This is a genomic window from Peribacillus tepidiphilus, assembly GCF_009466385.1.
GTDB classification, from domain to species: Bacteria; Bacillota; Bacilli; order Bacillales; family DSM-1321; genus Bacillus_BN; species Bacillus_BN tepidiphilus.
In genome coordinates, this window is record NZ_WIAQ01000031.1 from 21,358 (window position 1) to 37,146 (window position 15,789).

General features: G+C 38.9%; 12 protein-coding genes. 6 read left to right on the forward strand and 6 right to left on the reverse strand.

Going from position 1 to position 15,789, the window contains the following annotated elements; translation table 11 throughout:
- Positions 1-183 precede the first annotated feature (183 nt).
- Positions 184-633 (forward strand): C40 family peptidase, encoded by a 450-nt coding sequence (locus GD441_RS14425; protein WP_153127132.1) that lies wholly within the window; start codon positions 184-186, stop codon positions 631-633.
- Positions 634-937: 304 nt separating this feature from the next.
- Here the strand turns inward: GD441_RS14425 and cydB are convergent, their stop codons facing one another.
- Both cydB and GD441_RS14435 read right to left on the reverse strand, forming a co-directional pair.
- Positions 938-1,966 carry a cytochrome d ubiquinol oxidase subunit II gene (cydB, locus tag GD441_RS14430; RefSeq protein WP_153127133.1) on the reverse strand — a complete coding sequence of 343 codons (1,029 nt, stop codon included), beginning with the start codon at positions 1,964-1,966 and terminating at the stop codon, positions 938-940.
- Complete coding sequence (locus GD441_RS14435; RefSeq protein ID WP_153127134.1) at positions 1,956-3,305, reverse strand: cytochrome ubiquinol oxidase subunit I; 1,350 nt, start codon at positions 3,303-3,305, stop codon at positions 1,956-1,958. Before GD441_RS14435 ends, cydB begins: the two co-directional genes overlap by 11 nt.
- 305 nt (positions 3,306-3,610) lie before the next feature.
- Between GD441_RS14435 and GD441_RS17055 the strand changes: the two genes are divergently transcribed.
- The 3 genes from GD441_RS17055 to pflA all read left to right on the forward strand — a co-directional run bounded on the left by GD441_RS17055 (position 3,611) and on the right by pflA (position 7,128).
- The gene (locus GD441_RS17055) at positions 3,611-3,778 is read left to right on the forward strand and encodes a hypothetical protein (protein ID WP_191992199.1); all 168 of its coding nucleotides are present in this window, start codon (positions 3,611-3,613) and stop codon (positions 3,776-3,778) included.
- 348 nt (positions 3,779-4,126) lie between these two features.
- Positions 4,127-6,352 carry a formate C-acetyltransferase gene (pflB, locus tag GD441_RS14440; protein ID WP_153127135.1) on the forward strand — a complete coding sequence of 742 codons (2,226 nt, stop codon included), beginning with the start codon at positions 4,127-4,129 and terminating at the stop codon, positions 6,350-6,352.
- 47 nt (positions 6,353-6,399) lie between these two features.
- Positions 6,400-7,128, forward strand: coding sequence for a pyruvate formate-lyase-activating protein (gene pflA, locus GD441_RS14445; protein ID WP_153127136.1), 729 nt, complete (start codon positions 6,400-6,402; stop codon positions 7,126-7,128).
- 164 nt (positions 7,129-7,292) lie between these two features.
- Here pflA and GD441_RS14450 read toward each other — a convergent pair whose 3' ends face one another.
- From GD441_RS14450 to trxA, 4 genes are all read right to left on the reverse strand, one after another.
- On the reverse strand, positions 7,293-7,868 hold the full coding sequence (locus tag GD441_RS14450; RefSeq protein ID WP_153127137.1) for a helix-turn-helix domain-containing protein: 576 nt from the start codon (positions 7,866-7,868) through the stop codon (positions 7,293-7,295).
- On the reverse strand, positions 7,869-9,509 hold the full coding sequence (locus GD441_RS14455) for a M20/M25/M40 family metallo-hydrolase (protein ID WP_153127138.1): 1,641 nt from the start codon (positions 9,507-9,509) through the stop codon (positions 7,869-7,871).
- A gap of 537 nt (positions 9,510-10,046) precedes the next feature.
- Complete coding sequence (locus tag GD441_RS14460; protein ID WP_153127139.1) at positions 10,047-12,515, reverse strand: CoA-disulfide reductase; 2,469 nt, start codon at positions 12,513-12,515, stop codon at positions 10,047-10,049.
- A 120-nt stretch (positions 12,516-12,635) separates the two neighbouring features.
- Positions 12,636-12,950 (reverse strand): thioredoxin, encoded by a 315-nt coding sequence (gene trxA, locus GD441_RS14465; protein WP_153127140.1) that lies wholly within the window; start codon positions 12,948-12,950, stop codon positions 12,636-12,638.
- Between the two features lie 176 nt (positions 12,951-13,126).
- On the opposite strand from trxA, the gene GD441_RS14470 reads away from it, so the two are divergent.
- Together GD441_RS14470 and mreBH are read left to right on the forward strand one after the other, a co-directional pair.
- On the forward strand, positions 13,127-14,404 hold the full coding sequence (locus GD441_RS14470; protein WP_153127141.1) for an MDR family MFS transporter: 1,278 nt from the start codon (positions 13,127-13,129) through the stop codon (positions 14,402-14,404).
- 109 nt (positions 14,405-14,513) lie between these two features.
- Positions 14,514-15,521 carry a rod-share determining protein MreBH gene (gene mreBH / locus GD441_RS14475; RefSeq protein ID WP_153127142.1) on the forward strand — a complete coding sequence of 336 codons (1,008 nt, stop codon included), beginning with the start codon at positions 14,514-14,516 and terminating at the stop codon, positions 15,519-15,521.
- The last annotated feature ends 268 nt before the right edge of the window (positions 15,522-15,789 follow it).

The window sequence follows — 15,789 nt, forward strand, 5'->3', positions numbered from 1 at the left end:
ATAAATGACTGCTTTTTGTGCGTATTAAGACTGCATTTTACAAAAAAGCATGCGATTCGACTATTTTTGTAACAGTGTTGTAATAAAACTTAATAGACTTGTAACCGTACTAGCAAAAATTTTCTGATATATTTTACTTATCAAAAGAAAGCAAACTTCTTTCTAAGCTATCGGAGGATTTAGATGAAGAAACGAATCATTGCACCAATACTTATGTTAGCGATGCTTATCACTCTTATTACTCCTATAAACTCAGCAGAAGCTGCCTTTTCACCAGATAAGATTATAAGTGAAGGAAAGAAATACATAGGAACAAGATATCAATACGGCGGATCAACTCCTAAAGGCTTTGATTGCTCAGGATTTGTCGCTTATACATATAAAAAAGCTACCGGCATTACTCTTCCAAGAACTGCTGCTGGCATGTTCCAAAAAGGGAAAGCAGTACATAAATCCAAGCTTCAAAAAGGTGATTTAGTTTTTTTCTCTACCTATAAAAAAGGTGCATCTCATGCAGGAATTTATATTGGGAACAATCAATTCATCCATGCATCCTCCTCTAAAGGAGTAAAAATTGATTCTTTAAATAGCTCATATTGGAAAAATAAATATATCGGTGCAAAAAGATTATAAGAATAGATACACAGGCAGCAAGAGCTGTCTGTTTTTTATTTTAGCCAAAGTATATTTCACGCACATTCAGACTGATTGAAAACGCTTGTCAGTCGAGGAACGAATCCGTGCGAGGAGCGGAGTTACCTTAAATGGTAATGAGCACCGGAGGAGGGTTCGTGACGAAGAATGCGAGCGTTTGTCAACAGTCTGAACAGGCAGCAAGAGCTGTCTGTTTTTTATTGTGATAAAAACAAAAAATTAGGAGAACTAAATTTACCTTAGCTCTCCTAAAAATTAGTGATTCTCTGACATCCAATTCTTCCTACGAATATCCTTTTGCTTGTTCTTTATGAATTTTCTCTTTAAAAATTCGATAGCTCCACAGCTGATAGCCAATGACGATTGGTACAAGCACGAGTGCAACCCCAGTCATGATTTTTAAGTTTAATTCACTTCCTCTAGCTACATACAATGTTACGCTGTATGCATCATCAATTTTAGAAGGAAGCATATTTGGGAACATGCCGATAAAACCCATAGCCATCATAGAAAAGATCGTTAGGCAAATAAAAGTAAACGCAAGGCCGATTTTTCTTCTGAATACAAATAATAAAGTCAATAGAACAAAAGCTAGTGTCATAACAGGAACGATCCATAAAACCGGCTGTTCTACATAATTATCCACTAAAGGCGTCCTATTCATCGTGGCAACTAGAAAAATGGACAGGATTGCGGCAGATGTTGCAGCTGCTGGACGCGAAATGTTCTTTGCCCTTTCTGCGACATCTCCACTTGTTTTAAGCGAAATCCATAATGATCCCGATAAAATAAATAACGAAACAAATAAAAGACCTGTTAATATTCCGTAAGCGTTAAACAGACTGAAAATAGTCCCTTCGTACCCGTCTTTCCCAATCAAAAGACCTCTAAATAAATTCCCGAATGTAATTCCAAATAATAAAGCAATGAGTAAACTTCCTGTAAAGAAACTCCATATGCAGGCTTTTTGCCATAGTGGATGATCTTCTTTGTGCATAAATTCAAGACCAATTGCTCTTGCAAACAATGCCATTAATACAAGGTATAACGGAACATATAAATAATGAAACATATCCGCATACACAACGGGAAAGGCAGCAAAGGTTGCTCCACCAGCAGTAATCAGCCATACTTCATTACCACCCCAAAATGGCCCAATAGCTTCCTGTAACTGGTTTCTTTCTTGTTTATTACTCGTGATAAACGGAAAGAGCATTCCTGTTCCTAGGGCATAACCATCTAAAATAAAGTATACAGTCCATATGAGTCCCCAAAGGCCGAACCATATAATTGCCAGCATATCATGAGACATGAGATAGTCCCCCTTCTTCCTCCATAATCAGTTTAGAAGGTCCTTTTTTCGCATATTTCACTATTAAATACACATCCGCAACCAATAGCACTGTATAAAATGCCACTAAGCTGATCATTGAAAATAAAACCTCTGGAACAGTAATTGGAGATACTGCCTCAGCTGTTCTCATTAATCCATATACTGTCCAAGGTTGACGCCCTACTTCCGCTACCATCCAGCCTGCATTAATCGCAATATAAGGAAGTAGAACAGACCATAATACCATTTTTAAAAAACGTGGAGACTCGACAAGCTTGTTCTTTTTATATAAATAGAATCCATACCAAGTGGTTATCATGAAAAATACACCAAGTGCCACCATTAGGCGAAAACTATAAAAGGTTAATGCAACATTCGGACGATCCTCTTTTGGAATATCTTTTAATCCAGTCACTTTCCCATCAAATGTATTTGTGTAGAAAAAGCTTCCGAGTTTAGGAATGCTAAGGGCTTCGAAAGCATTGCGTTCATTTTCTGGATCTGGAATTTGTATAATATGAAACGGCATTTCCCTTTGTGTTTCCCAAACCGCTTCTAAAGCTGCGCCCTTAGCTGGCTGCATCTTGGACGCAAATACACCGGATTGATGTCCGATAAATGGCGTTAAGGTAGCTCCAAAAATCCCTAAAGCTAGTGCGAATTTAAACGATTTTTTGAAAAACGGAACTTCATTCTTTCTTAATAGATGATAAGCACTAATAGCCATCACAAAAAATGATCCTACAATATAACAGCTAACCACTGTGTGAAAAAACATATGCCAAGCATATGGATTGGTTAAAACTTCCCAAAAGTTTTCTAGCTCAACACGATTATTTCGAATCACATATCCAACCGGATTCTGCATAAATCCGTTAGCCGTAATAATCCATAAAGCAGAAATATTGGTTCCTAAAGCAACCATCCACATAGAAAAAGCACGAAGCTTAGGAGAAATTTTGTCTCTTCCAAAAATCCATATGCCAATAAATGTAGATTCCAGGAAGAAGGCTAAAAGAGCTTCAATTGCTAAAGGTGAACCAAATATATCTCCCATGTATTTAGAGTACTCAGACCAGTTTGTACCGAACTGAAACTCCATCGTGATACCAGTGACAACTCCCATCACAAAGTTAATCGTAAACAGCTTTCCCCAGAAATCTGCCATTTGGCGATATAAAGGGTTTAGTGTTCTTGCATATTTGGTTTCCATGAATGCCACGAGAACCACTAACCCGATTGTCAATGGCACAAATAAAAAATGATAAAAAACCGTAACCGCAAATTGAATACGGCTTAACAGCAACACATCATCCATTTTCAAATTCCTCCCCTGAAATAATAAAAATATTTTATAAAACAAATGTGAGTATAGTGGAAACTAATTATTTCGAAAGTGTGACAGAATTTAGAATAAATGATGGCATTGGTTTTAATATTTTAAAATAACAAAAATAAAAAATATGAATGAATATTGTAAATATTATTAGAACTTTTATCCTATAATACTTGTATTAATTTTTATCATTTCGCCTCTATTGGTTCGACCAAAAATTGGAGTTGAGCGATTCATCATAATTACTTATTGCAGGAGAAAGATATAAATGAAAGGAGCTGAAAAAGATGGGTCGTGGAGAACACTTTAACCATAAAGAAAAAAGTCATCCAGGTAATTTTCCTTCTAACAGCACTGCTGAAAGAAAAGATCATAGTCGTCAATATGAACAAATTGAGGATATTGCTACACATGAAGCATTCAAAAATCGTGTAAAAGATGATAGCATGCCATAAATATTTTTAGGGTGACCACTCAGGAAATATGAGAGTCACCCTATTTCATAATAATCCAACATTTTAATACATAATACAGATTGAAAATTATTATACAACAGTACTACCAACCCCAAATAACTCTTCATAGTAGTTTTACTCATTATCTTTTATTGGAAAAATAATCTCTTTCTATTTAATGGTTTAATTCCTCTGTCTTTAGGACTGCTTCCCTATTGCTCATTATTTCACAAATCATTCAAAATTAATCCCCCACAAATCCTTTTCATGGGTGTATGCTAAATTTGTAATCTGTAACATTCATAATATCAAACTGTTATACACACAAATCAAGAGGTGAAATTTGCTATGAAACAGTGGAAAGGCTTCCAAGGTGGTATTTGGCAAAAAGAAATCAATGTCCGGGATTTTATTTTGAAGAATATTACAACCTATACCGGCGATGAATCATTCCTTGAAGGTCCAACAGAAGCAACTTTGAAGTTATGGGAACAAGTGATGGATTTAACGAAACAAGAGCGTGAAAAAGGCGGCGTTCTTGATATGGATACAAAGGTTGTTTCTACCATCACTTCCCATGAACCAGGCTACTTAAATAAAGAATTAGAGAAGGTTGTTGGCTTCCAAACTGACCAGCCCTTCAAGCGTTCCTTACAGCCTTTTGGTGGAATCCGTATGGCAAAAGCAGCCTGTGAAGCGTACGGATATGAATTAGACCCTGAGATTGAACGTATTTTTACAGATTATCGTAAAACACACAACCAAGGGGTATTTGACGCTTATACAGATGAAATGAAACTAGCTCGTAAAGCTGGTATTATTACAGGTCTTCCAGATGCTTACGGCCGCGGACGCATTATCGGTGACTATCGCCGTGTTGCACTGTACGGTGTAGACTTCTTAATCAATGAAAAGAAAAAAGATCTTCAAAATACATCCTCTGTCATGACTGAAGATGTGATCAGACTACGCGAGGAATTAAGTGAACAAATTCGTTCTCTTCAAGAGCTTAAGAAAATGGCAGCTGACCATGGCTTCGACATTTCTGAGCCTGCTCAAAATGCGCGTGAAGCATTCCAATGGGTTTATTTCGCATATCTTGCAGCGATTAAAGAACAAAACGGTGCTGCTATGAGCTTAGGCCGTGTATCTACATTCTTGGATATTTATATTGAACGCGACCTTAAAGAAGGTTTAATAACTGAAAAAGAAGCGCAAGAATTAGTTGACCATTTCGTCATGAAGCTACGTCTTGTGAAATTTGCTAGAACGCCTGATTACAATGAATTGTTCAGTGGTGATCCAACTTGGGTAACAGAGTCTATTGGCGGTATGAGCATTGACGGAACACCACTTGTGACAAAGAACTCTTTCCGCTTCTTGCACACTCTTGATAACTTAGGACCTGCTCCGGAGCCTAACTTGACTGTTTTATGGTCTACTCAGCTACCAGAAGGCTTCAAAAAATACTGCGCGAAAATGTCTATTAAAACAAGCTCAATCCAATATGAAAATGACGATTTAATGCGCATTGAGTACGGTGATGATTACGGAATTGCTTGCTGTGTATCTGCTATGAGAATTGGTAAGCAAATGCAGTTCTTCGGAGCTCGCGCAAACCTTGCAAAAGCTTTATTATACGCAATCAACGGCGGTGTGGATGAAAAGCTGAAGATTCAAGTAGCTCCTAAACTAGCTCCTATCACTTCTGAAGTTTTAAATTATGAGGAAGTAATGGAACGCTTCGATTCAGTGATGGAATGGCTAGCAGGCTTATATATTAACACATTAAACATCATTCACTACATGCATGATAAATATTGCTACGAAAGAATAGAAATGGCTCTACATGATACGGAAATCATTCGTACAATGGCAACTGGTATCGCAGGGCTAAGTGTAGTGGCTGACTCTTTAAGTGCAATTAAGTACGCTCAAGTAAAAGCAATTCGAGATGAAAACGGAATAGCCGTTGATTTTGAAACAACTGGAGATTTCCCTAAATACGGAAATAACGATGACCGCGTGGACAGCATTGCCGTTGAATTGGTTGAAAAATTCATGACCAAACTTAAAAAGCATGCAACCTACCGTAATTCCATTCACACTATGAGTATCTTAACCATTACTTCAAACGTTGTGTATGGTAAGAAAACGGGCAACACACCTGACGGACGCAGAGCAGGTGAACCTTTTGCCCCTGGTGCGAACCCTATGCACGGCAGAGATACAAAAGGTGCTTTAGCTTCTCTCTCATCCGTTGCAAAACTTCCATACCAACATGCGTTAGACGGTATTTCTAACACATTCTCTATGGTACCGAAAGCACTAGGTAAAGAAGAAGAAAGCCAAATCAATAACCTTGTTGCTATTTTAGACGGATATGCTGCTAAAAAAGGACATCACTTAAACGTTAACGTGTTTAACCGTGAAACATTGATGGATGCGATGGAACATCCTGAAAAGTATCCACAGCTCACTATTCGTGTTTCTGGTTATGCGGTCAACTTTATTAAACTAACTCGTGAACAGCAAATTGACGTTATTAATCGTACATTCCACGAGAGCCTATAATCATGCTTCCCCGCTCAACCAACAGGGGAAGTGGGGAGGATTTGATCATGATCGGAAATATTCATTCCATTGAAACTTGCGGAACCGTTGATGGTCCCGGCATAAGATATGTCATTTTTACTCAAGGCTGCCCGCTTCGTTGTCAGTACTGCCATAATGCGGATACATGGAAAATGGGAGATGGAAAGCAAATAACCGTGGATGAGATCATGAGTGATCTTGAGAGCTACTTGCCTTTTATCCAAGCATCCAATGGAGGAATCACTGTAAGTGGTGGAGAACCCTTACTTCAAATCCCTTTTGTTACTGAGCTTTTTAAAGCTTGCAAAGCAAAAGGCATTCATACTACACTAGATTCTTCAGGCGGGTGTTATTCTGACAACCAAGCCTTTTTAGAGCAGCTGGATGAGCTGTTAAAATACACCGACTTAGTTTTACTAGATATAAAGCATATTGACCGGCAGAAGCATAAGAAACTAACCGGTATATATAATGATCCCATTCTAAACTTTGCTGAATACTTATCCCATAAAAAAATACCCGTTTGGATCCGACATGTTCTGGTACCCGGTGTGACAGACTTTGATGACGATTTATCTAAGCTCGGCCAATTTATCAACGGTTTGCAAAACGTGGAAAAAATTGAAGTTCTCCCTTACCATAAGCTTGGAGTTTATAAATGGGAAGCGTTAGGATTACAGTATCCTTTAAAAGACGTTGAGCCTCCAAGTGAAGATCGGGTTAATAATGCGTATAAATTGTTGACAAACACTTAAGAAAAGTGGAAAGCGCCGTCTATTAATCCTTGACTTTAAAATCAAAACCACGAGAAGGCTGATCGCTGCTCGTGGTTTTGTATTTTTAATAAATACTTCCATGACTTCTATTAAAGCGATACTTCCTTGATTTTGACTCCACTCTTCTCAAGCCTAATCTTCATTCAAGGCTGAATCATCATCCATATAGCTACTGCCGGTTTATCCCCTGGATTATGGAAACTGTGAGGTAGTGTACTTTCAAAGCTAATACTATCTCCTTCACGAAGGAAATATGTTTCTTCTTCAATTTTTACTTCTAGCTCGCCATCTATGACATATCCGCTTTCTTCCCCTTTATGAAGCATGAGCGGCTGGTCTTTATTCTCACCGGGGTCAATAATCATCTTAAAGAACTTCCATTTCTTATCGCGATTTGGTGAAAGCATTTCATACCAAACCTCCGGACGAGACATAGTGATTCGTTTATGTTCACCCTTCCGTATGACTGTTACGGCGTTGTCTTCAATGCTTTCGAAAAAAGAAAACACCGGCTCCTCTAAAAAATAGCTTAGCTTCCATAGTGTGTCGAGTGAGGGAGCCGTTTGGCCCCTTTCCATCTGGGAAATCATGCTTTGGCTGACTCCCACATATTCTGCTAGCTTTTCGGCTGTCAGTCCTCTTTTCTTCCGATAGTAGCGGATCGCTTCACCAATTTGTTCTTTTGGCAGTTCAGCAGGAAGATCTAATTTACTCTTCAACTATTTCACCTCTTCAAACACTGTATTCACCAATTGCTTTAATAAATGCGGAACCGTTTCTAATGAAAACGAAAGCTCGAGACGCTCAGTCCGCTTGTGTGCGTCTTTTCCATAAGGACCTAGGTTAATGGTTGGGATATTGAGCTTTTTGATTTGTTCAAGCGGCAAATCATATTTACGTCCGTACAAGGGCATTTCTTCACTTAGTGTTGAAATGATTGAATCTCCATCGATTAACCTACAGTAGCTGACATCCGATAAACCGGTAAAATACTGTTGGATCTTTATTTTCTCACCGAAATTCTTTTCGGCAAAAGATATGATATCCTCTGTGATTTTTCTTATCTTTTGATCACGTTCTGAAATCTCTTCTAAAGCTACATGCGGATAATACGGAGGAGCAAGCATAATGAAATAGAAAGGTGCCAGATCCGTAAAATAACGGCTGATTCCTTGTGCTAGCTTAACCGTTAATTTTCGCAGATCGAAATCTACACTTGTTTCCTTGTTGAAAATTTCTTCAACTTCACTCTTAAAGGTCTCTCCATATCTCTCCATCCCTTTTTCATATAATTCGGAGTAGGTGAACACCTTAGGTTTCAAATCCTCTAACTGCTTTGTAGGATTAGAAGAAGCATAAAGACGATGCATTTTTTGATAGATTCCTTCACTGCTTTGGATCGCGATTTCCTTAACTTTTTTCAATATTTCCTTAGGCGTTTGTTTCAATGTTAAAATATTGTATAGGACATAAGCGCTTGTTGGAGTTTGTACGTTATATAACTCCTTTAAATCCTCCAATTTCAAACAGGTAGGAGGAGGATTTTTTTCCGATCCGACTTCCTCAATAAATGCATCTGAAAGCTCCATATTCGCTGTAAAACTGGCTGCCATCCATGAAGCATTTACCCCTTCAAGAGGCTCACCCACATGCGTTTCCTTTCCTACACAGAAAATCAGTGGAAGCAATTTGCCTACAGAGCCGAGATATACATATTTAGACCGATCTCCTGGGTATGCACCAAAACTAGGCTCTGAACAGATACATAACTCATAATCGAGTCCTAACTTTTTCTGTAATTCAAAAAGAAGCTGCACCCCCGCAAACATCCCTTCAGAATTCCGCTCTTCATCCGGAGTTGATAGCAATAATAGATTGACCGGTACGTTTTTTTCGCATACTTCTGACAAGAGACCTAGGTGGAGAGCAAGACCCGCCTTCATATCCATAATTCCTCTAGCAAACAACCACTCTCCCGATTCGAGATCCTCTTTCACCTCAATAGGCAACGCTTCTTTCTTAAGTATTTCAGTATACTCATCAGGTGAAAAAGCAAGATGCTTCAAATGTCCATAATCCTCAATTCCAACCACATCGTAATGACTGAGTAAAACAACGGTCTTTGATATGTCAGGATTGCCACGATAGAGAGCTGCTACTGCCCTTCTGTTTAACGGATCCCCATCAATTTCTTTGGAAAAGATATTCTCTGAATGCTTTTGAAAATACGGGATTTCATAAACAATACGAATAATTTCATCAGCCATATCATTTTCCCTAACAGTTCCTGAAATACTTGGAACACCTACAAGCTGTTTTACTATTTTTACTAATTCTTCTCTGCTATTCCAGTGCTGCACGATTATGTACTCCCCTTATATTAGTATGAATTATATTTTTATAACTTTAACTAATATAATGGATTAAATTCTGAAAATAATCAATATTAATTTTATTAAGTTTCTATAAATGGACATGCCTACACTTTTTAATCAAACGTTTGATTAAATATAGGATAAATATAGATATAGCTTCACCTTCTCACGATTAGAGTCAAAAAATTTGTCAGTATGTGAGACATTTTTGGTAGAATAATGTCTTTGCATAAGGCTGTTTTCGCAAACTTTGTTGCTTTTTAACAAGTAGTGAGGATAGGTTGATTTCGGCTCCAGGATGCTCGCTTTCCGCGGGGCGGGCGGTGAGCCTCCTCGGCGCGCAGCGCCTGTGGGGTCTCACCTGTCCCGCTGCTCCCGCAGGAGTCTCGCACCTTACGCTCCAATCAACCAACTTTTTTATCAAAGGTTTTCATTCCCAGAACCTATGTAAAAACAACAATCTTTTAGAAAAGAGCCTTGCATAAAAAAGAGCCAACCCGTTTACGAGTCAGCTCTAATCAATTATATAAATAGATTCAAGTTAGAGTCTTCAGCTTTTCCAAGATAAGTTGCAACTCCACCAATTTGAACGCCATCTATTAACTCTTCTTTGCGAATACCCATTACATCCATGCTCATGGAGCAAGCTACAATTTCAACCCCCATACTCATCGCATTTTCGATTAGAGTTTCAAGGCTATCCACGTTTTTCTTTTTCATGACATGAGTAATCATTTTTGCACCCATTCCACCCATATTCATATTAGAAATAGGCAGATTTTTAGGGCCAGCAGGCATCATTTTGCTAAACATTTTTTCTAAGAAATCCTTATCTACCTGTGGTGCATTTTCTTTACGAAGGATATTTAAGCCCCAGAATGTAAAGAACATCGTCACTTTTTTGCCCATTGAGGCAGCACCTGTTGCGATGATGAAGGAGGCAATCGCTTTATCAAGGTCTTGATCGAAAACGATTAGGGTAGCACCATCCTTCTTTTCTGCTGGTGTCACGGAAGCTTCTTCTTGATCGTTACAAAAGTTTCCCTTTTGCAGCCAAACCTTGAATACACCATTTTCCGTTTCCTGTTTTAATAGCGTATTCCCTGTTTTCATGCACCAAGCATGGATATCTCGTGAAAAGCCAGGATCTGTTACGCTTACTTCTAGTACTTGACCCGCATTTAGCTCTTCCATTCCTTTATACACTTGAGCAATTGGACCTGGGCATTGTAAGCCTACAGCGTTAATCACCTTATCAGCTACAATCTCATCAGTTTGCTCCTTAGGAGATACAGCTTCCGCTTTCACCACCTCTTGATTATTTTCTTCCTGCTTTTTTCCTTGATTACCAAAAACAGCTGCATAGGTTTTATATCCACCGCTTAGGTTTACAACATCAAAACCATGCTGAGTCAGAATTCTAGTTGCCAAATATCCACGAAGACCTACCTGACAGGACACATAGATTGTTTCATCCTTTGGTAGCTCGTTAAGACGGTTTCGCAATTCTCCTAATGGAATATTAATAGATCCAGGAATAAAGCCCATGTCTCTTTCAATTGGCTCACGGACGTCAACTAGAGTGGCACCTTTTTGAACAAGCTCGTCGATTTCATGATAATGAGCCACCTTTAAAACACCGTCTGCAATATTGGAAGCCACATAGCCTAGCATATTAACAGGGTCTTTTGCAGAAGAGTATGGCGGTGCATAAGCAAGTTCAAGTTCAGGCAAGTCATAAACCGTTAAACCACCCTTAATCGCTGTTGCAATGACATCAATTCGTTTATCCACACCATCAAGCCCTACACCTTGTGCTCCGTAAATGGTTCCATCTTCAGGATTAAATGTTAATTTCAGTGAAACTGGATAACCTCCAGGATAATAGCTTGCATGGGAAGCAGGGTGAATATGAACTGCTTCGTATGGTACACCCAAACGCTTCAATGTTTTTTCGTTATTTCCTGTTACAGCAACTGTTAGGTCAAACACTTTTGCAATCGCTGTTCCAAGTGTTCCTTTGTAAGGTGTTTTCTTTCCATAAATATTATCAGCAACAATTCGGCCTTGGCGATTAGCTGGCCATGCCAGAGGAACCATCGCAGGAGTTTGCTGAATGTAGTCCTTTACTTCAATGGCATCCCCGATTGCATAAATATTTTCATCTTCTGTTTGCAAGAACTCGTTAACGAGGATTCCGCCTCTTTCTCCAACAGCAAGTCCTGCTTTTACAGCTAATTCATTTTCAGGGCGTACTCCAATCGATAAGATCGTTATATCACTTTCAAGCTCTTTACCGCTTGATAAAATGACTTTTCGTCCCTTGTCAGCAAATGCTTTGACACCGTCTTTTAAAATAAGCTCTGCACCTTTTTCCGTTAAATGATTATGAACAATCGCTGCCATCTCATAATCAAGCGGAGCCATGACTTGATCAGCCATTTCAACTATGGTAACTTTTACTCCTCTATGCGCAAGGTTCTCAGCCATTTCAAGACCGATAAAACCTCCCCCTATTACAACCGCTTTCTTTGGCTTTTTCTCATCAACCCAAGCTTTAATGCGGTCTGTGTCAGGAATATTACGCAGAGTGAAGACATTGTCTGCTTCTTTTAAACCTTCAATTGGCGGCACAATTGGTTTTGCACCTGGTGATAAAATTAGCTGATCATAGGTTTCTGTATATTCTTCACCCGTCTTCAAATTCTTTACTGTTACAGTCTTATCTTTACGATTAATATTTGTTACTTCACTTACATTACGAATATCTAAATTAAATTTCTTTGACATCCCTTCTACAGTTTGAACAAGAAGGGCATTTCTGTTCCCAATTACTTCTCCGATATAATAAGGCAACCCACAGTTTGCGAAGGAAATATGCTCTCCTCGCTCAAACATAACAATATGAGACGTTTCATCTAATCGTCTAAGTCTTGCAGCTGCTGTTGCCCCTCCAGCAACACCACCAACAATGACAATTTTTCTAGTCATTTTAATTCCCCCAACTGTATTTTATTTGCTCAATACTGAACAATTATTTTGTTAATAATACCCACGTAGGTATCATACAAAATTCTTCATAAAATGTCAAATACCTACGTAGGTATATAATTATACGTATTCTTTTATAACTTCCTTTAAGACATCAAGTGGTTTGAATCCGACAAGCTTTCCAAGAGGCTGACCATCTTTAAAGAGAACCATCGTTGGAATACTCATGATTCCGTATGCTCCAGCCGTTTGTTGGTTTTCATCTACGTTGACTTTTACAACCTGAACTTGGTCTCCCATTTCTTGATCCAGCTGCTCAAGTACCGGGGCAATCATTCGGCAAGGGCCGCACCAAGGAGCCCAAAAGTCAACTAGGACCAAACCTTTTTCAATATCTTTATGGAAAGTGGCATCTGTTGAATTTAACACTGCCACCGTTCATTCCTCCTTTTGTTGAACTAGATATTGTCATTATATACCCCTATAGGTATTTTGTAAATAGAATTTTTTTAAAAATAATATGGACCCTCAGCTTTAACATTTTAGTTGAGCCGGAATGGATGTATCTGTATGATTAAATAGGTGAGTAGACAGACTTGGAGGATAACAAAATGAGAATTCGTGATTGGGATCGTAACTTAAAGATAAGATTAGGTGGAGAAGCTTTAGCAAATATATCTTTTTGGATGTTTTTCCCTTTTTTGGCCATCTTTTTTTCAGATGAATTTGGAAAAACAACCGCTGGTTTATTGCTGATCTGCTCACAATTCTTTTCAGTCATTGCCAATTTATTTGGCGGGTATTGTGCTGATTTATTTGGAAGAAAAAGAATGATGGTGCTTTCTGCATTTGGCCAAGGAATAGCTTTTCTTATTTTTGCTCTTTCTACTTCACCATGGTTTTTTTCTCCTGTACTTGGCTTTATTTGTTTTACCGTTGTCAGCATCTTCGGTTCCCTCTACTGGCCGGCTAGCCAAGCAATGATAGCTGATGTGGTTGATGAAAAAAATCGTAGCAGCGTGTTTGCCGTTTTTTATACAAGTATCAATATTGCTGTTGTCGTTGGTCCGATTCTTGGTGGAATTTTTTATGCCGAGCATCGTTTTGAATTATTGCTGATAACAAGTTTTGCAATGGTACTTTTAGGATTCATTTTATATAAATGGATCAAAGAGACCGCCCCAATGCAAAATAGAAGCTCGCAATCTTCCGAATCGCTGTCTGGCCTGCAATTTTTAAGAAATCAATTTAAAGAATATAGCGTCATCGCTCAAGATAAAGTATTTATGCTGTTTATTTTAGCCGGTATATTAGGTGGAATTACATTTATGCAGCTAGACCTGCTTTTTCCTGTTTACACAAAAGAGGTCATTGTTAATCAAACGTTTATATCTCTAGGAAATTGGCACGTCCAATTAAATGGAGAACAAGCTTTTGGATTATTAATTTCAGAAAACGGGCTCCTGGTTGCATTATTAACTATTGCGGTAACAGGATGGATGTCTCGCTTTAACGATAAGATTGTTTTTGTTCTCTCTTCATTAATATATGGAGTATCGATGATTCTGTTCGGGGTAACAGAATGGATATGGGGACTCATTTTTGCAATGGGCTTATTTACATTTGCAGAGTTAATGGTGGTTGGGATTCAACAAAATTTCATCTCAAAAATTGCTCCAGAACATATGAGAGGGCAATATTTTGCTGCAGCGAGCCTTCGTTTTACAATCGGCAGAATGATTGCTCCTATATCGATTCCTCTAACAGAATGGATTGGAAATAGTGCAACTTTTGTCGTGCTGTGCCTTTTTGCATGGATTAGCGCTGTATTATATTATGTTATGTTTACGCTGTTCGAGCGAAAATCAACGAAATCAGCTACCATTTGATCTTGTTTGAAAACAACCAACATTTACTATAAATTGGAACCCCCACAATTTCGTCATTTTATGTAGAATTCTTATATGGGGGTCAAACCAATCGAAGGGGTGACTGGAAATGTTTTCGAATCAACAAATAGGAATTGACTTAGGAACTGCAAACATACTCGTATACAGCAAAAATAAAGGAATAGTACTAAATGAGCCATCTGTGGTGGCCATTGATACAGAGACAAATCATGTATTAGCTGTTGGTACTGAAGCGAAAAACATGATTGGCAAAACTCCGGGTAAGATTGTAGCTGTAAGACCATTAAAAGACGGAGTGATTGCTGATTTTGATATTACAACTCAAATGCTTAAGCACATCATGAAAAAAGCAGGCAAGAAATTGGGACTATCCATTCGAAAACCGATTGTTGTAGTCTGCACACCTTCCGGCTCTACATCAGTAGAACGCCGTGCTATTCATGACGCAGTGAAAAGCTGTGGAGCGAAGCAGGTTCATTTGATCGAGGAGCCTGTAGCTGCAGCTATTGGATCCGACTTGCCGGTCGATGAACCCATTGCAAATGTTGTCGTAGATATTGGCGGAGGAACAACGGAGGTTGCCATTATTTCATTTGGCGGAGTCGTTTCCTGCAATTCGATCAGAATTGGAGGAGATCAGTTGGATGAAGACATTGTGCAGTACGTAAGAAAGAAATACAATCTATTAATTGGAGATAGAACAGCTGAAAAAATTAAAATGGAAATTGGATTTGCTCTAGTTGATCATGATGAGCTAACGATGGAGGTACGTGGACGTGACCTTGTAACAGGTCTGCCAAAAACGATTGAGCTTCGTTCCACGGAAATTCAAGAAGCAATCCGCGAATCTCTACTTCATATACTAGAAGCCATTCGTGCAACGCTAGAAGATTGTCCGCCTGAATTAAGCGGTGATATCGTCGACCAAGGTGTTATGATAACAGGTGGAGGAGCTTTGTTAAAAGGCATTCAAGAATGGCTAAGCCGTGAAATTATTGTTCCCGTGCATATTTCACCAAATCCACTTGAATCTGTCGCAATTGGTACCGGCCGTTCCTTACAAGTCATTCACAAACTACAAAAAGCCGCAAAGTAATTAGAAAAGCGGAAAGCGCCTGGTTAGCTCAGAAGGTTATTTTTTCTAGAAGAGATGGCTCTTGAAGCTACACCTTAGTACTCAAACGATCGTCAAAACCCTCCGTCTAATTGGCGGAGGGTTTTGTCTGTGTGCGCCCGGCATGGGTGTAATCTATAGGGTGAGAGTCCCGAGCTGCGAAGGCAGAAGTAGCAGTTAGCTTAACGCAAGGGTGTCCGTGGTGACGCGGAATCTGAAGGAAGCGAGCGGCAAACTTCCGGTCTGAGGA